Origin of the sequence: Ruegeria sp. 6PALISEP08 (genome assembly GCF_001238295.1) — a bacterium.
In the GTDB taxonomy this organism is placed as follows: domain Bacteria; phylum Pseudomonadota; class Alphaproteobacteria; order Rhodobacterales; family Rhodobacteraceae; genus Ruegeria.
In genome coordinates this window covers 108634-125791 of the sequence record NZ_LGXZ01000003.1, presented here as the reverse complement: position 1 = coordinate 125791, position 17158 = coordinate 108634, and the positions used below count along the sequence as shown (strand labels likewise).

Sequence of the window (17158 nt, the reverse complement as noted above, 5' to 3'; positions counted from 1 at the left end):
CCTATCTATCTGACTGGGTGGCAATGGCCAGTTGTGATCCGCAGACTGCGACAATTAAGGATGAAACAGTGACCCTACCAGATAAGCGATCAACGCGGCCAGCCCGCCGATCAACAGCGTCTCCATCCCTGACCGCCACCACGGGGCCAGCGACCATCGGCTTTTGAGCGCGCCTATCGCAAAAAATACCCCCATGGTCATCCATGCAGACATCGCAAATGCACTCGGGACCGATGCCAAAAACGGCAGCAGGGGGATCATCCCGGCCACGAGAAATGCAAAAAACGTAGCCAGCGCAGCCTTCATCGGATGTGGATCAACGCTGCCCAATCCATATTCGCCCTCAATCATCAGGTTGATCCAGTTTTCACGGCTCGATGTAATCTCTGCCGTAGCTTCGTTCAAAACGATTCCCGACAGCCCTTTTTGCGCAAGAATCTCTCGCACTTCTTCCCGCTCGCCATCCGGGTACAACGCTATGTGGCTTTCCTCAATCGCCCGAATGCGTCGAATGTTGTCCAGTTCGGCCTTGGTACCTGAATAATTGCCGGCGGCCATGGAAAATCCGTCAGCCAGCACATTCGCCAGTCCCAACGCCACGATGACAAACGGGGAAAGACCCGCCCCAGCAACGCCAGCCACGATGGCAAAAGTGGTGACGGACCCGTCGATGCCGCCATATACAACATCGCGCAACACACCTCGGCCGGGCGGTGCATTGATCCGTTCGGCGATTTCCTGCGGGCTGTGACCGTGATCCGTCATGGCTGGCTCCTCCGACATACTCAGTGTGCCGAAGGGTGGGTAATGACGCTTTGCTTTGGATCAACCCTTGGAAAACAGGCCCTGCAGGGCACGTTTGATGATGCCCCGCGTTGACGGTTTGTGCCTGTCCGAGAACGGCAGCGGGCGGCAAACCTCCATCGCGGCCACGCCCACGCGGGCGCTGAGGGCGCCGTTGACCAGACCCTCTCCAAAACGCCGTGACAACTTGCTGAGGACGGATCCGCCCAAAACGGGTTCAAGCAGATCGTCGCCAACGGCCACCGCCCCTGTGGCGACCAGATGTACAAAAACGGCACGGGTCAGACGCCAACTGCCCAGCGTGCCGGCGCGACCGCCATAGATTTCCGCAACGCGGCGGATCATCCTAAGCGATGCGGCCAGCGCTGTCACAACATCTGCCAAAGCCAATGGTACTAATGCGGTCACGGTGGCGACCTGCCGCGCGGCGGCCTCGACTTCACGACTGGCGGCTTCGTCGAGTGGGGCCAGCAGTTCATGTTCGGCAAGGCTCAGCAACGCCGAGGCATCAAATTGATCGCCCATACGCTCTGCCAGTCGGTCGCGACCCCAGCGGGTCTCTTCCCGCCCTTTGTAAAAAGTGATCAGACGATTGGTGACAACGCGTGCCTGGGCCAGATCGCCGTCTGCCAAGGCCGTATCCGCCGCGCGGCGCATTCCATCGACCCTCGACAAGCGCCCCAAAGCCGCCAGTTCGCGCAGGGCTATGATCAGCGTCACCAGAACCAGTGCGGCCAGCAAGCCGGTGATGATCCACCCCAGAACGGGCGTCCGCGCCACCAGCGAGGTCGCAAAATCCCACGCGGCGACAGAAACGGCCGCGCCAATAACAGCCAAGGCCAAGCCCCAGAACCAACGCGCAAGCGCCGACGGTTTGCGGGACGCAAGCCGCACCGCGCTCTGCATCGCTTGCCCCTGAGGTTGCGCGATATCCGGTACCGGCGGGGCCTGCGCGACATCGGCGGCGGGTTCATCCGTTTCAAGATCGATCAGAACCGGACCTTTAGCCATGAGTCATACCTTTGCTGTGCCAGACAAATCTTATGTCCGGCAGGTTTTCGTCGTTTTCCGCGCCATCCCTGCGCCCCACTTCGGCAAAGCCATTGCGTTCATAAAACTTGCAGGCGCGTGTGTTTGCCTGAAATGCATACAAGCTAAGCTGGGATTGTCGCGATTTCGCATGATCCAGCAGTTGCTGCCCGATTCCTTGCCCCCTCGCCTGCGCATCCAGATAGAGCGAATGGATTTCCGTGCCGTTGAACGCAAGAAACCCGACCACACCATATTCGGTTTCGGCCACAGTGACCCAATTCTGGTCAATCATCCGACCACAAAAGGCGATGGTTTCGGCGCAGCTGTGCAGCGCGGGCATCCAGTCGTTTTCCAAGGTAAAACCATGCAGGATTGTCCCGATGGTACCGGCATCTGTTGTCCGTGCAGAGCGCAGGGCCACAGTCACAGCCTGTCTCCGATCAGGAATTGGACCGCGCGATCCAGACGGATATGCGGGGGGCCATCGCCGGGTTTCAGGGTCAGATGCGCCGGGGCAAATGCCATGAATCCATAATCCTCATCCAACCAGCTGTCCGCCCCGTTTCGCGCCGGGCCCAAAAGATGCGCTGGATCCTCGGGCAATTCGCCCGGATAAAAAGCGGCCTGCTTCCCGCTCTCTAACAAAGTGCCCCTTACACATGGCAACTCTACCCCATTGTGACTGCGCAGTTCTTCCGTCGTCGCGCGCAGCGAGGCCAAGGACAGGGCCGCCGTCTGGGCTCCTGCAAAATTTGCCCGGTCTCGTGCCTCGCGCGTCAGGGCTTCGATGATTGCAGTCATGCGGGGGTGTTGCGTGTGGTGCAGATGGTCGGCTTTTGTCGCCGCAAACAGGATGCGTTCGACCCGTTTGCCTAATAACAGCTGGCTGAGCCACGCGTTCCGGCCCGGACGAAAGGCCGACAGGATATCGGCCATCGCGCGGCGCATATCCTCGACCGCCTGCGGACCTTTGTGGATTGCCCCCAGGGCATCAACCAGAACTACTTGCCGGTCGATCCGCGAAAAGTGGTCGCGAAAAAAGGGTTTCACCACCTGGGATTTATAGGCCTCAAACCGCCGTTCCATCTCGCGGTGAAGAGTTTTGCGGCGCGACTGTCCGGACAGTGCCAAAGGCGCAAAAGTCAGAACCGGCGAGCCCGCCAGGTCACCCGGCAACAGGAAACGCCCCGGCGTGCAGTCATAAAAACCGACGTCACGTGCCTGATTGAGATAGGTGGTAAACGACGACGCCAGCGCCTGCGCCGTTGGCTCGTCATGCGCACCGGACGGGTCAGTTGCATTTACCTGCGCCAGATACTCAGCTGCTTCAGCACGTGTCTCCATGCGTGTCAGGGTTTCTTGCGACCAGTCTTCGAAGGATTTGTCCAGTAAAGCCAAATCCAGCAGCCACTCACCTGGATAGTCTACGATATCCAGATGTATCGTACGCGGCCCCTGCAACCCGGCAAGCAGCCCGGCGGGTCGCGCTTTGAAGGACAGGCGCAATTCCGACACGGCCCGGGTGCTGTCCGGCCAATGGGGCGCAGGACCTGTCAGGGCGGACAAATGCGATTCATAGTCGAAACGCGGCACAGTATCGTCCGGCTGCGGTTGCAGATAGGCGGCATTGATCCGGCCTTCCTGCTGCGCGGCCAACCCGGTCATGCGCCCCCGGTCCAGCAGGTTTGCCACCAGCGAGGTGATGAAAACCGTCTTGCCCGACCGTGCCAGCCCGGTGACACCCAGACGGATGACCGGCTCGAAAAACGTTTCGGACACGCTGTCGCCGATAGTTTCGACACCGCGCACAAGACTGTCTGCCAGTGATGAGATGACCAATCTGCCGCCCCGCAATTTTCGTTTCACCCAAGATAGGTAGAGGGTGCAGCACATACCAGCGCTTTCGCCCCCTTGCCCGTTTCCGCATCGCGCGGTACCAGCGGCACATGCCCAGATACGCGTTGAAAGTTGAATACCAAGGTGAGCCGTTTGCCGGATGGCAGCGGCAAAAGGATCAGCCGTCGGTACAGGGAGCCATTGAACAGGCCCTGTCTCGCATCCAACCAGGTGCGCATACAATTGCCGCCGCAGGGCGCACCGACGCCGGGGTCCACGCATTAGGGCAAGTTGCCCATTGCGATATGGCCAAGGACTGGGATCCGTTCCGCCTGTCCGAGGCGCTGAACTATCACCTCAAACCGCAGCCGGTGGCGATTGTGAAGGCCGCACGGGTCGATGAGGATTGGCACGCCCGGTTTTCAGCGGTCGAACGGCAATATCTGTTCCGCATTCTGATGCGCCGTGCACCGGCCACCCATGACCGGGGGCAGGTCTGGCAGATCAATCACCAATTGGATGTCGACGCCATGCAGGACGGGGCAAACATGCTGCTGGGGCGGCATGATTTCACCACTTTCCGATCCTCGATCTGTCAGGCGGCCAGCCCGGTCAAAACCTTGGATGAGCTGCGGGTCGAGCAGGTACAGGGCTTTTCGGGCCCCGAGGTTCATTTCCACGTGCGCGCCCGATCCTTCCTGCACAATCAGGTACGCAGCTTCGTCGGCACTCTGGAGCGTGTCGGTGCCGGAGCTTGGACACCTGAAGACGTCCGTAGCGCGCTGAAAGTTGCCGACCGTGCGGCCTGTGGCCCGGTGTGCCCGCCACAAGGGCTGTATCTGGCGCGGGTTGGCTACCCGGAACCGGTGTTCGACTAAATCGCCCGCATCAGCAAACCACCGGCAATCACCGCGATGACAAGACCAGCGACCAGTTCGATGGTCGGGGCAAGAACCGAGGCAAAGCGCGTGGCCGAGGCAGAGGCCAACAGCCCTCCGCGCAGACCGAAGGATGTCCAGCCGACCAGCGTTGTTACCGTGGCCGTGCCCAGCGCCATTGCAAATGCGCCGGCGATACCTACCATCGCAATGCCCATCTGCCAGGTCAGGATCAACACAAACAAAGCACCTGTACAGGGCCGCGCTGCAATGCCTGCGATCAGGATCAGGGCTTCGCGCAGAGTGCCCACATTTGCGACCTCTTCCGCTGTTGGTCCATGCCGATGGCCACAATCCGAGCAGACACCGTCATCATGGTGATGTGTGTGATCATGGTGATCATGATGGTGACTGTGAGGATGGTGATGATCATGCGCAGACTGGCTTTTTTTACGCCGCGCAAAACTGCGCAAGGCCCGGAAGACCAACCAAAGCCCGATCAACGCAATCGCGCCATAGCTTATGGGGGCCATGACCTGCTCGGTCGCGCCAACAAGGCTTTGACGGGACATCTGAAACACCAGCACCCCGGCATAGACCAAAACGACGGCCGTCACAGCCTGTCCCAGGCTGGACAATACGCTGATCGCTGACAGCCGCCAAAATGCCACGCGTCGACCCAGCCCATACCCGCCGATCAACACCTTGCCGTGGCCGGGGCCGATGGCGTGAAAGAAGCCATAGGCGAAACACACCGTCAACAGCGTGGCTACTGCTTCGGGCTGCTCTGCGCGTGCGGCACGCAACGCGCGAGCGATCTGGTTCTGGAATTCGCGTTGCTCGCCTGCGGCCCAAGCCGCAAGGGAGTCAAACCCGCCGCTTCCCCAGAACCAGAGCAGCAGACCACACGCAAGAGCGACCGGAACAATCAGGTAGCGGGACATGAAATGCGAATCTCGGTGGCAAAGTTTTCACCGACCATGGGAATGTCGTTTTCCTCAAGATCGTAATCTGCGTCCAACGTCAGCAGGAACGCCTGCATCTGAGCCAATTGGCCATCGATATCCGGGTCAAAACGCTCTATTTGGCAGACAGCAGGGCCTGTCACGACAACTGGGCGCGTCACTTCGTAGGCCGTGTAATAGGTCTCATCAAACGCCTTTGCCGACAAGGCGCTGGCGGGGACTGAACCACCTTCGACCGCGCGCAAATGCGTAGTGACGATGCGGCCATCCTCGGTTGTGGCACTTGGGGAGAGGGGGGCAGACAGGGCAACCGGCACTCCTGCGGCAGTCACAATCAGATCGCCATTATATCCTTCAATCCATTGCGCGTCGAACCCGGTCAGAAACTCTTCCTCGTTTTGGGTCAGCACACCGTCACCGTCCTGATCCAACCGCATATCCTCCAGTTGCAACAGCGAAAACAGCTCATCATAGGCCCATGTCACGCGGACATGGGTCAGTTGGCCATTTTCATCCACGATGAACTCCAGCCCAGTGTCGATAAACACATGCGGGTGGGCCATGGCCGGGATCGGCAGGCAGCAGGAAATGACTGAGAGTAACCAGCGCATGACCGCAAGATAGGTCCCGCGGTCCACGGCGGCAACGGCTTTTGCCGTCACACCGCAAAAACCGGCCGAGTGTCAGCCCGGTGGAAACAGCACCAGCGTCTGCAACGCGGTTCCTACGGGGCCTTCCGTATCGTAAAGCACCGATTGTGACATCCCGATGCCGGACGGCTGCCAATGCGAGATCGAGTCAGCGGCCAACCAGTCCGAAACCGGCTCGCGGTGTATATTCACGGTCAGGTCGGTGTTCATGAAACCCATTTCCGAGGTCGGCGCGTTCCACGAGATGCCATTGCCGCAATCGGCCAACGGGCACAGGGCTTGAATTGGCGATTGAACCTCACCCTGCAAAAGCTGCGGGGTCCGCATCCACACCGTTTTGGGCCCGGCCCCCTGCTTACCGCCTTTCGGATACCGAATGTCGCTGTAATGGGCAAAACCGGGCAGGTCATGACGAATCTCTCCAATTGGAAACGGGCCGTCGGCTGCATCCTCGATCCGGGGCGCGATGGTTTTGACATTTGCAACCGGCCCTAGATCACGACGCACCAGATGCATAGTCGAGGCCGTCGCACAAAGCGTGTCGTTCAGGTCGTGGACCGTAACACGTGTGGTGGCCAGCGTCTTGGTGTGGCGCGTGGTTTCTGCTGCAACCCGCAGACCGGCCAGCGGCAGAGGGCGCAACAGGTCGACAGTCAAACGTGTCAGCATCTTTTCCGGACCAACCTCGGTTTCCGCCGCCCGCACGATCAGTCCACTCACTGGCCCCGCATGGCAGTGCTCGGCAGACCACGGACCGCGCGCGGGATCATTGCCGACAAATGCCCCGTCTTCCTGTTGATGAAAATAGGCTTTGCCGGCGAAATCGAGCGCTGCTGCCATTGGCCCCTCAGATCTTTTCTTGCGTGTATTTCTTCAACTCGGTCCGTGCCACCTGACGGCGATGCACCGCATCCGGCCCATCGGCCAGTCGCAGGGTCCGCACATGAGTCCAGGCCGTCGCAAGCGGTGTGTCCTGACTGATACCTTGCGCCCCGAACATCTGCACCGCTTCGTCAATAACCTTTAGCGCAACCCGTGGTGCGATGACCTTGATCTGGCTGATCCACGGCGCGGCGGCCCGCGCATCGCTCTGATCCATGTACCAAGCGGCCTTCAGGCACAGCAGGCGGGCCATCTCGATCTCCATCCGGCATTCAGCAATAATGTCGTAGTTGGCCCCAAGCTGCGCCAGCTTCTTGCCAAACGCCTCGCGTTGCAGCGACCGTTTGCACATCTGCTCCAGCGCGATTTCGGCCTGCCCTATCGCGCGCATACAATGGTGGATTCGGCCCGGCCCAAGGCGACCCTGCGCAATCTCAAATCCGCGCCCTTCGCCCAGCAGGATGTTTTGGGCCGGCACGCGCACGTTGGTGAACCGGATATGCATGTGACCGTGCGGTGCATCATCGTGGCCATAAACCTGCATGGGTCGCAGGACCTCAATGCCTTTTGTGTCGGCAGGCACCACGATCATCGATTGCCGCTTGTGCTTGGGTTGTTCGTCGCCGCCGGTTTTGACCATGACGATATAGACCTTGCACCGCGGGTCGCCTGCGCCAGAGGACCACCATTTCTCACCGTTCAGAACATAGTCATCCCCGTCCCGAACGCAGGACATCGACACGTTGGTTGCATCAGACGAGGCCACATCAGGCTCGGTCATTAGATAGGCAGACCGGATTTCACCTTCGAGCAGGCGCTTCAGCCATTGCTCTTTCATCATCTCGGACCCGTAGCGTTCGAAAACTTCCATATTGCCGGTGTCCGGGGCAGAGCAATTGAACACTTCGGCCCCAAGGGGGGTCTTGCCCATTTCTTCAGCGAAATAAGCATATTCCACGGTGGTCAGCCCAAATCCTTTGTCACTGTCGGTCAACCAGAAATTCCACAGCCCCGCCGCTTTGGCCTTGGCCTTAAGCCCCTCAAGAATTTCGGCCTGCCGTTTGGTATATTGCCAGCGGTCACCCTTGTTGATTTCGGCGTGGTATTCTTCTTCCAGCGGCATGATCTCATCCCGGATCATATCGGCAACACGTTGCAGAAGAACGCGGTTTTCCTCGCGCAGGGTAAATGACATATTCACGGACGCATCCTCCTGAGGCATCGAAACCGGACTGTACTTTCGCGGCAAGGATGGCTTAATTGCCCCAAGCCTGTCCACCACAGTGACGGGACGTCACCACTTCAAAAGCTAAGCAGGAGCCGCGCATGGCGTTGTTGATCGATACCGGGCTGTCCGATTGGATAGGCGACAGTGAAATAGCCGCCAAATTGCGGGCCACAGCGCCTGATGCCGATATCCGCACTCCGGAAACGCTTGGGAATCCCGAAGACATCACGATGCTGGCCCTGGTCAACATGCAAAGCGACCATCCTGCGCGTCTGCCGAACCTGGAACTGGTTCAGAAGTTGGGGGCGGGCGTGGAAACCATTGTCAGCCATCCTGATCTTCCGACCCGTATCCGGGTTGCGCGTTTGAAACCGGATGCACCGGCGCAAGGTATTGCCGAATGGTTTTTGGCTTACATCCTGCGCACTCAAAGGCACATGGCGTTTCATGAGGCTGCCCAAACCCGAGCGGAATGGTCGCCGCGTGAGCCGATCTTTACACCTGATACGGTCGTTGGCGTTCTGGGTCTGGGTCACATCGGGGCTCGCACCGCCCTGATGCTGCGGACCATCGGATTTCAGGTCATGGGTTGGAGCCGCACGCCCAAAACCATTGAAGGTGTGACCTGTCTGCATGGGCAGGACACCCTGCCGCAGCTTTTGGGTCAGTGCGATCATGTGTGTGCCATTCTGCCTTCGACACCACAGACCGTTGGTTTGTTCGATGCAAAAACACTGGCGATGATGAAACCCGGCAGCCAACTGTTGAACGCCGGGCGTGGTGATCTGATTGACGAAGACGCCCTGATCGCCGCCCTTGATAACGGCACTCCGGGTCATGCCGTGCTGGACGTTACATCACAGGAACCGCTGCCTCAGGACAGCCCGTTGTGGGCCCATCCCGCTGTAACGATCACACCGCATATCTCGGGTTGGCATCTGGGCGATGCGCTCTCTGACGTTGCCGAGAACTTTCGACGCCTCAGCTCTGGCGCACCCTTGCTGCATGAAGTGGATCGGGAACAGGGCTATTGAGGTCCGCACCTAAGATCAGGGCGTGAGAATCCAGTTGCCATTGCCGTCATTGCATCGGCGGGTTCTGATCTCGCGGCTCTGATCCCCACCTTCCGGCTGAATGACGTGCTGAAGGCTGACGCAATTTCCCTGCACATTCTGCACCCGGATCGTGCCTTTCGATCCGGTATCGTCGTTATTCCAGGCCCGTTCCTGACCCACAGACGGTGTCCCACTGGTCAGCAATGTGTTCGCGGTTGCGTTGACCACTTCGAAATCCGCAGGCGACAAGCCCATTTCAGCAATGATTCGCGACAGCGGCTTGGCGTCAGCCAAACCGGCCATGAAAAGAACGCCACAAGCGGCGATTGCAGGCAAAAACTGGGCTTTCATAGCGGCCTCACAGAACTGAAATCATTTGTGTCCAACGATATACCTCCGGCGCGGCAGGGCCAAGCCCTAGACGCCGACCTTCAAAATATCCCGAACAAACCTATCGCGCAGGTGGACCTTTCTGCTCCAAACCTTTGTGCCCATATTGCCTTACAAACGACCCCGAGGCTCATAATGACCAAACCATCCTATTTCGCCCCAATCGGGGGCCACCCCGGTCAGGACCAACTGTTGACCGACCGCGCCATGTTCACGGATGCTTATGCGGTCATCCCCAAAGGCACGATGCGTGACATCGTCACCAGCTCCCTGCCCTTCTGGGAAGGCACACGCCTTTGGGTTCTGTCGCGCCCGCTCAGCGGATTTGCCGAGACATTCTCGCAATACATCATGGAGGTGCAGCCCGGCGGCGGCAGTGACCGGCCCGAGATCGAGGCGCAGGCACAAGCCGTTCTGTTCGTGGTCGAGGGGACCGTTACCCTGATCCTGAACGCAGAAAAACATGTTTTAGAAACAGGCGGTTATGCCTATATTCCCCCGGGAAGTGACTGGACATTGCACAACACGGGTGACGCAGTCGCCCGGTTCCACTGGGTCCGCAAAGCCTATCAGTCGGTGCCTGGGCTGCCCTTACCCGATCCGATCATTACCAACGAGCGCGACGTGACACCGGTTGAAATGCCGGGAACCGAGGGCCGCTGGTCCACCACGCGGTTTGCCGACCCTCAGGACCTGCGCCATGACATGCATGTGAACATCGTCAATTTCGAACCCGGCGGGGTCATCCCGTTTGCCGAGACCCATGTGATGGAACACGGGCTCTATGTGCTGGAAGGTAAAGCTGTCTATCGTCTCAATCAGGATTGGGTCGAGATTGAAGCAGGCGATTACATGTGGCTGCGCGCCTTCTGCCCACAAGCCTGTTATGCAGGCGGTCCGGGGCGGTTCCGGTATCTGCTTTACAAGGATGTCAACCGGCACATGCCCTTGTCTCCACCCCTCCGGTAAACAGGTTGCTCGCGGGGCCGCTCAGTGAATTTATGGTTTCAGGGCTTCACACGCGCGCCGGAATTTGCTGAAATCCAAGCAAATTCTGATTTTGAGCATTGGAGATTGTTCCATGAAACTGCGCCCTGCCCTGCTGGCCATTGCCGCACTCGCCGCGTCTGCGGCTTTGTACACGTCACCCATTTCGGCCAAGGAAGAGACTAAGTCCGTCTTCGTCATGAGCCGCACCTGGGCGGTGACACAGATCTCTGACACGCCAGTCATTTACCGCGCCACGCGCGACAACAACAACCTCAACCCGTTTGGCCCCCCGCCGCGTTTGCGCACGATTCAAGCCATCGCCGCGATTCAGCAGGCAACCGGGTGTAAACCGATTGTGGCGAGCATGTATCAGAACATCTCGGGGCAGTTCTTCTCGCAGGTCAGCTGCAACTGACAATGCGTCAGTTAAGGCATTGAGGTCGCCCGACCGGCCTGCCATAGCTTGCGCATGAAACTCGCGATTAACGGATTCGGCCGCATCGGCCGCACGATCCTGCGGCAGGTTCTGGCCCTGCCGGAAGGGTCAGATATCGAGCTGGTGCTGATCAACGACATCGCACCGCTCGAAACCTGCGCTTACCTTTTCAAATATGACAGCACATTCGGTCCTTACCTAGGTGACGTGTCCGAAGGAGACGCCGCACTGATCGTGGATGGCCGGACAGTTCCGATGACGCATAGCGCCGACCTGACCCGTGTGGATCTGTCTGGCGTAGACGTGATGCTGGACTGCACGGGTATTGCCCGCAGCTCCGACGACGCACGCCGCGGTCTGACCGCAGGTGCGGGCAAAGTCCTGATTTCGGGCCCCTCACCCGCTGCGGATGTGACCATTGTACTTGGAGCAAATGAGGATCATTTGGGTAATGCCCGGATTGTGTCAAACGCGTCATGCACCACCAATGGGCTGGTGCCTTTGGTCAAGGTCATCGACGATATCGGCGGCGTTGCGGCGGGGCACATGACGACCATCCACTGCTACACCAATAGTCAGCCCATGGTCGACGCCCCGCGCGGTGACCTCGCACGCTCTCGGGCAGGCGCACTTTCGATGGTACCTACAACATCGAGCGCCATGCACCTGATCAATGTCGTCCTGCCGCATCTGGCCGGGCGCATTTCTGGCGCGGCTGTCCGTGTACCCACAGCAAGCGTGTCAGCCGTGGACCTCGTGGTCACTTTGCAGCGCGGCATGAATGCCGAAACCTTCGATCATTGCCTGAAACAGGCTGTTGCTGCATCCCCTGTCCTTGGCTGGACGGACTTGCCACTGGTCTCGTCCGACCTGCGCGCCCGCCCGGAATCGCTGGTTATTGCCGGGCCAGAAACCCGTATGGTAGGCAAAAACCAGGTTCGGGTCTTCGGCTGGTATGACAATGAATGGGGCTTTTCCGCCAGGATGCTGGACGTCGCACGCCTTATGGCCACCGAGTAACCGGACCGCGGCCCGCAAGTGGGGGCGCGATCCGGCGTTGGTTTGGTTATTTGTGACCCGGTAAACTTCCGGCGCCATGCCCGGACATTCCACCCGATACTTCTTCCGTGGCTTCGTCTGTCAGCTCTTCCGGCAGAACGAGGTTAAGTACGATGGCAATGACCGCAGCAGGCAGCAAACCGCTTTTCATGAGGATGCCCAGAGTATCCGGCAGGTGCTGAACTGCGTCGGGCTCAAGCTGCAACCCGAATCCGATGGAAAGCGAGATCGCAAAGATCACCATGTTGCGCCGGTTCCAATCGACATCAGACAACATGGAGATGCCCGCTGCCACGACCATCCCGAACATGACAATCACGCCTCCGCCCAACACCTCGATGGGAATTGTCCGGATTATAGCACCGACCTTCGGAACCAATCCGCACACGATCAGGAACAAAGCGCCAATGGTCACAACATGGCGACTCATCACCCCGGTCATCGCAATCAGGCCGACATTCTGGCTGAACGACGTGTTGGGCAACCCGCCAAATACACCAGCAAGCGCCGAGCCAATACCATCAGCATAAGTCGCACCGGCAATTTCTTCATCCGTCGCTTCACGACCCGCACCACCTTTAGTCACACCTGAAACGTCACCAACGGTTTCGATGGCCGAGACAAAGGCCATCAGGCAGAAGCCGATGACTGCTGCGAACGAAAACTCAAAGCCGTATTTGAACGGAACAGGCAGTGCGAAGGCCGAGGCACGGCCCCAGCTTGTACCAATCGCCTCGAAAGTAACCATCCCGACCATCAACGCATAACCGTACCCTACCGCCAGACCGATCAGGACTGCCGAAACCGAAAGCATCCCCCGGGCGAAGAATTTCAATGCGAGTGTCACGACAATAACAACCATCGCCGCCGACCAGTTCAGCATCGAGCCGTATTCCGGCGTACCGATAGCTGGGACCCCGCCAGCGGCGTACTGGATCCCGACCTTGACCAACGCAAGACCGATCATCGTAACCACAAGGCCAGTTACAAGTGGGGGTAAAGCGAAGCGGATCTTACCGATGACAGCCCCCAGACAGGCATGGAACACGCCACCGATGATCACACCCCCGAACAAGGCCGCCAGCCCATCGACACCCTTGCCCGCCACAAGCGGAATCATGATGGGCAGAAAGGCGAAGCTGGTGCCTTGAACAATCGGTAATGCAGCCCCAACCGGACCCAGAGTAACCGTCTGCAACAGCGTTGCCACGCCAGCAAACAGCATCGAAATCTGGATCAGATACAAAAGCTCGGGGAAGTCAGGCGAATTCGACCCGAACCCAAACCCTGCAGCGCCCGCCACAATGATAGCAGGCGTCACGTTCGAGACGAACATCGCCAGAACGTGCTGAATACCCAGTGGAGTCGCCTTGTGTAGAGCAGGCGTATAGTTCGGATCCCGAAGCTGTTCGGGTGTTCCAATCGAAGTTTCGGCCATGAGTGCTGTCCTCCCAGTCAGAGTTCACGGGGGTATTGCCGCTTATCCTGCGGCTTCATTGGGTTACGGCACGACTTCATAAGGCGTGTCGAACCAGTGTTCTTCCAGATTTGAGCCACTGCCGATCCGGTCCACCACCGCGAACAGACCGGGGCTATGCAGAGGCGTCAAAACACCATGCCACGTGCCGCGGTGATAGTTCACCATCTGACCCGGCTTGGTAATGAAAGCGCGCGGCACACCGGGCAACCCGGCGTCGTCTGGTGCGACAATCACCAGAAAGGGTTGATGCGTCATGGGAATGAACGCCTGGCTTCCATCAGGGTGGCGCTCGACCATCTCAAGCGTGCAAGGCAGCGCACGCGGATTGGCGTTGAACAGGCTTATCCCGGCCTGACCGTCGGCAAAGTCCAGCTTCGCCCGATCGTGAAACCGGCCACATTGCCCCTGGTTTATGATCTTGTCCGGAGACCCAGACGCCTCGACCAGATCGCCGAAGGGGGCAAATGCTTCTTCCGAGATCACCTCTGCCACGATCCGCCGGGTCATGATGGCAAAACGTCCCGCAAGCGGAACTCTGCAATCCGCTCAACCTGACGGCAGGCTTCGGCAAGTTCCGTTGTGCGATCCTGTTCGATGCGCCGCTGAAAAGCTTCGAGGATTGACGCCTTGTTGTGGTCTCGTACCGCGATGATGAAAGGGAAACCGAATGTCTGAGTGTAGCGCTGATTCAGATCGGTGAACGTCTCGCGTTCGGCATCGGTCAGTGCGTCCAAACCCGCTGACGCTTGCTCGGACGTGCTTTCCTGCGTCAACCGCTTGGCCTGCGCCAGCTTACCCGCCAGATCCGGATGCGCGGTCAGGACGCCCAGACGCTCATCTTCAGACGCCGAACGGAACATCCGCGTCAACGCGTTATGCACCCCCCCTGCGGTGTCATGTGCCGGGCCCAGTTCCAGATCATAGGCGCGTTCGGCAATCCAGGCTGAGTGTTCAAAAATTCCGCCGAACGCCTCAACAAACGCGGCGCGGTCCATCTGAGATGGTCGTGCGCGATGCACCGGTGGATGAGTGGTCGCCCAATGCTGCGCGATTTGCAGACGGGTTGCGAACCAAACATCAGAAAAACCCTGCGCATAATCCAAGAACCGTTTCAGCGCCATCACCCGACCCGGGCGGCCAATCAAGCGGCAATGCAAACCGATCGAGAGCATCTTGGGCACCCCCGCCTCACCCTCGGCATACAGCGCGTCGAAACTGTCTTTCAGGTACGAGAAAAACTGATCGCCCGAGTTGAATCCTTGAGGCGTGGCAAAACGCATGTCGTTGCAATCCAGCGTGTAAGGCACGATTAACTGATCCCGCCCTCCGGTCTGCATCCAGTAGGGAAGATCGTCCGCATAGGTGTCCGCAACATAGGCAAACCCGCCCTCTTCCGCGACCAAACGCACCGTGTTTTCAGAACAGCGCCCTGTGTACCACCCGCGCGGACGGTCACCGACGACTTCGGTGTGCAAACGTATAGCCTCGGCGATGTGCGCGCGTTCTTCTTCCGGGGCCATGTCTTTGTGTTCAACCCATTTGAGACCGTGGCTGGCAATCTCCCATCCAGCGGAGTTCATCGCCGCCACCTGATCTGGCGAGCGCGCCAGAGATGTTGCCACGCCATATACCGTGATCGGCAGATCCTTCATCAGCCGATGCAAACGCCAGAACCCGGCACGCGCGCCATACTCATAGATCGATTCCATGTTCCAGTGCCGCTGGCCTGGCCATTGCGCGGCCCCCACGATCTCGGATAGAAACGCCTCGGACGCGTCATCGCCATGAAGCACGCAGTTTTCGCCGCCCTCCTCATAATTCAGCACGATCTGTACGGCCAGCTTGGCCTCGCCCGGCCATTTCGCCTCGGGCGGGGTTGCTCCGTATCCGATCATGTCCCGAGGGTAACGCGGCGGCTGCATGGTATCGTCCGTTCCTATATCTGTTTCCATCAGGCTTATCCCAGAACGCGCACTTTGATTATCAAATCAATCCGAACGCTGTTTCCGGTTCTTTCGGCATTTCAACTGTTTTGAACCTTGCGCCAGACTGCAACAAATCAAAAGACACATAAAAGGAGAGACCGGTGGCAGGCTATTTGACAACCCATGTTCTGGATACCGCGCGTGGCTGCCCTGCCGGGGGGCTGAAAATTGCGCTCTACAGCGTGTCCGGAAACTCTCATCGCAAGCTGGTTGAGATGGAGACCAACACGGATGGCCGTACGGACAGCCCGATCTTGCCGCAGGACGCGTTCAAACCCGGTAATTATGAACTGATCTTCTTTGCAGGGGATTACTTGCGCGCAACAGGTCAGGACGGAGACGACCCCTTGTTTCTGGACCAGGTCCCCATCCGGTTCGGCATGTCCGACCCAGAGGCACATTACCACGTTCCGCTTCTGCTATCGCCCTACGGCTATTCAACCTATCGCGGCAGCTGATCGAAAAAAGAGTGTCCCCGCCGGTTGCTGCCCGTTTTGCAGAGGTGGGAGCCGTCTTAGGCTGGAAACTCCGTGTTTCGGACGATTTTTCCGATTCGTTCGATCATGAAATCCATGAACAAGCGTGCTTTCGGGTCTTGATGCCGCCGGTGCGTGTATAGACAGGCCATCTGCACGGAAACCGGCGGCGTTTCCGTTGCAACCGGGACCAGACGTCCCGATTTGAGGTGCTCGGCGATCTCAAAAACGGGCTTCATTGCAATCCCCTGCCCTGACAAAGCCCAATCCGTTAAAACATCTCCATCATCACATTCAAACCGCCCCGACACCGCAAAGCGTTTCGGTCCCTCAGGGGTTTCCAGCATCCACTGATACTCGGCTGCTCCTGGAAAGCGCAGGTTAAGGCATTCATGTTTGTCGGCGACCAGATCAACCCCGGTTGATGGCATGCCGCAACGTGACACGTAGGCCGGGGCGGCACATAACACGCGCTGGCAATCCGCGATCTTGCGGATGCGCAAGGTGCTGTCCTCGGGCTGGCCAATGAAAAACGCAAGGTCCAGCCCTTCGGTCGTCAGGTCAACAGATCGGTCTGTCAGGCGCAAACGCACGTCAACTTCTGGGTAAGCAGCCAGAAAATCAGGCACGTGCGGTGCCAGAAGACGGCGCCCCACCCCCAAAGGCGCCGCAACAAACAATGATCCGCGCGGGGCCTCGGTCAGATGGGAAACCTTGGCCTCGGCGTCGTCTACCGCATCCAATACTGCGACCGCTCCGGGATAAAACGCCTTGCCTTGCTCTGTCGGAGACAGATTGCGGGTCGTGCGCTGGAACAGGCGCACGCCCAGGTGGTCCTCAAGCTGAGAAATCCGCGCCGAAGTAACGGCCGGAGAAATTCTAAGATCCCGCCCTGCAGCAGACATACCGCCCAGATCATAGACCCTGACAAAGGTTCGGATATTATCGAGATAAGACATCTTTTCGTTTTTTTTGATACAGTTTGACAATATACGGGAATACCGAAGAAAAG

General features: G+C 58.8%; 19 protein-coding genes. 6 read left to right on the top strand and 13 right to left on the bottom strand.

The features are described from left to right. Window positions 1-54: 54 nt before the first annotated feature. The 4 genes from ALB80_RS06065 to ALB80_RS06050 are packed head-to-tail and all read right to left on the bottom strand — an operon-like array spanning window position 55 to window position 3675. The gene (locus ALB80_RS06065) at window positions 55-765 is read right to left on the bottom strand and encodes a VIT1/CCC1 transporter family protein (protein WP_050603145.1); all 711 of its coding nucleotides are present in this window, start codon (window positions 763-765) and stop codon (window positions 55-57) included. A 60-nt stretch (window positions 766-825) separates the two neighbouring features. Continuing rightward, window positions 826-1815 carry a YcjF family protein gene (locus tag ALB80_RS06060; protein ID WP_050603144.1) on the bottom strand — a complete coding sequence of 330 codons (990 nt, stop codon included), beginning with the start codon at window positions 1813-1815 and terminating at the stop codon, window positions 826-828. Further along, entirely contained in the window at window positions 1808-2263 is a 456-nt protein-coding gene (locus ALB80_RS06055; protein WP_050603143.1) for a GNAT family N-acetyltransferase, read from the bottom strand. The genes ALB80_RS06060 and ALB80_RS06055 overlap by 8 nt, the downstream gene beginning before the upstream one ends. After that, the gene (locus ALB80_RS06050) at window positions 2260-3675 is read right to left on the bottom strand and encodes a YcjX family protein (protein ID WP_050603354.1); all 1416 of its coding nucleotides are present in this window, start codon (window positions 3673-3675) and stop codon (window positions 2260-2262) included. Before ALB80_RS06050 ends, ALB80_RS06055 begins: the two co-directional genes overlap by 4 nt. 107 nt (window positions 3676-3782) lie before the next feature. On the opposite strand from ALB80_RS06050, the gene truA reads away from it, so the two are divergent. Then, complete coding sequence (gene truA, locus ALB80_RS06045; RefSeq protein ID WP_050603142.1) at window positions 3783-4550, top strand: tRNA pseudouridine(38-40) synthase TruA; 768 nt, start codon at window positions 3783-3785, stop codon at window positions 4548-4550. Here truA and ALB80_RS06040 read toward each other — a convergent pair. From ALB80_RS06040 to ALB80_RS06025, 4 genes are read right to left on the bottom strand one after another with little or no spacing between them, the layout of a single operon-like run. Continuing rightward, window positions 4547-5494: a nickel/cobalt transporter gene (locus tag ALB80_RS06040; RefSeq protein ID WP_050603141.1), complete on the bottom strand. Its 948-nt coding sequence runs from the start codon at window positions 5492-5494 to the stop codon at window positions 4547-4549. The two genes, truA and ALB80_RS06040, sit on opposite strands and share 4 nt — an antisense overlap. Next, a complete protein-coding gene (locus tag ALB80_RS06035) occupies window positions 5479-6177 on the bottom strand; it encodes a DUF1007 family protein (protein WP_253276825.1) in 699 nt (232 codons plus the stop codon). The genes ALB80_RS06040 and ALB80_RS06035 overlap by 16 nt, the downstream gene beginning before the upstream one ends. A 21-nt stretch (window positions 6178-6198) precedes the next feature. Continuing rightward, window positions 6199-7005 carry a thioesterase family protein gene (locus ALB80_RS06030; protein WP_050603140.1) on the bottom strand — a complete coding sequence of 269 codons (807 nt, stop codon included), beginning with the start codon at window positions 7003-7005 and terminating at the stop codon, window positions 6199-6201. Window positions 7006-7012: 7 nt separating this feature from the next. Beyond that, window positions 7013-8242 (bottom strand): acyl-CoA dehydrogenase family protein, encoded by a 1230-nt coding sequence (locus ALB80_RS06025; RefSeq protein WP_371255959.1) that lies wholly within the window; start codon window positions 8240-8242, stop codon window positions 7013-7015. Window positions 8243-8373: 131 nt separating this feature from the next. Here ALB80_RS06025 and ALB80_RS06020 point away from each other — a divergent pair, with 131 nt between their 5' ends. Continuing rightward, window positions 8374-9309, top strand: a complete 936-nt coding sequence (locus ALB80_RS06020) for a glyoxylate/hydroxypyruvate reductase A (protein ID WP_050603138.1) — start codon at window positions 8374-8376, stop codon at window positions 9307-9309. 15 nt (window positions 9310-9324) lie between these two features. Here ALB80_RS06020 and ALB80_RS06015 read toward each other — a convergent pair whose 3' ends face one another. Next, window positions 9325-9681, bottom strand: a complete 357-nt coding sequence (locus tag ALB80_RS06015) for a hypothetical protein (protein ID WP_050603137.1) — start codon at window positions 9679-9681, stop codon at window positions 9325-9327. Between the two features lie 174 nt (window positions 9682-9855). Here ALB80_RS06015 and ALB80_RS06010 point away from each other — a divergent pair, with 174 nt between their 5' ends. From ALB80_RS06010 to ALB80_RS06000, 3 genes are all read left to right on the top strand, one after another. Further along, the gene (locus ALB80_RS06010; RefSeq protein ID WP_050603136.1) at window positions 9856-10689 is read left to right on the top strand and encodes a bifunctional allantoicase/(S)-ureidoglycine aminohydrolase; all 834 of its coding nucleotides are present in this window, start codon (window positions 9856-9858) and stop codon (window positions 10687-10689) included. A gap of 112 nt (window positions 10690-10801) precedes the next feature. Beyond that, window positions 10802-11125, top strand: coding sequence for a hypothetical protein (locus ALB80_RS06005; protein WP_050603135.1), 324 nt, complete (start codon window positions 10802-10804; stop codon window positions 11123-11125). Window positions 11126-11179: 54 nt separating this feature from the next. Further along, on the top strand, window positions 11180-12166 hold the full coding sequence (locus ALB80_RS06000) for a type I glyceraldehyde-3-phosphate dehydrogenase (RefSeq protein ID WP_083445213.1): 987 nt from the start codon (window positions 11180-11182) through the stop codon (window positions 12164-12166). Window positions 12167-12212: 46 nt separating this feature from the next. On the opposite strand, the gene ALB80_RS05995 is transcribed toward ALB80_RS06000, so the two are convergent. From ALB80_RS05995 to puuE, 3 genes are all read right to left on the bottom strand, one after another. Further along, on the bottom strand, window positions 12213-13643 hold the full coding sequence (locus tag ALB80_RS05995; RefSeq protein WP_050603133.1) for a uracil-xanthine permease family protein: 1431 nt from the start codon (window positions 13641-13643) through the stop codon (window positions 12213-12215). Window positions 13644-13706: 63 nt separating this feature from the next. Beyond that, window positions 13707-14192, bottom strand: a complete 486-nt coding sequence (locus ALB80_RS05990; protein ID WP_050603132.1) for an ureidoglycolate lyase — start codon at window positions 14190-14192, stop codon at window positions 13707-13709. After that, window positions 14189-15607, bottom strand: a complete 1419-nt coding sequence (puuE, locus tag ALB80_RS05985) for an allantoinase PuuE (protein WP_050603352.1) — start codon at window positions 15605-15607, stop codon at window positions 14189-14191. Before puuE ends, ALB80_RS05990 begins: the two co-directional genes overlap by 4 nt. A 164-nt stretch (window positions 15608-15771) precedes the next feature. Between puuE and uraH the strand changes: the two genes are divergently transcribed. Continuing rightward, window positions 15772-16128 (top strand): hydroxyisourate hydrolase, encoded by a 357-nt coding sequence (gene uraH / locus ALB80_RS05980; protein ID WP_050603131.1) that lies wholly within the window; start codon window positions 15772-15774, stop codon window positions 16126-16128. Between the two features lie 56 nt (window positions 16129-16184). Here the strand turns inward: uraH and ALB80_RS05975 are convergent, their stop codons facing one another. Further along, complete coding sequence (locus ALB80_RS05975) at window positions 16185-17105, bottom strand: LysR family transcriptional regulator (RefSeq protein ID WP_050603130.1); 921 nt, start codon at window positions 17103-17105, stop codon at window positions 16185-16187. Between the last annotated feature and the right edge of the window lie 53 nt (window positions 17106-17158).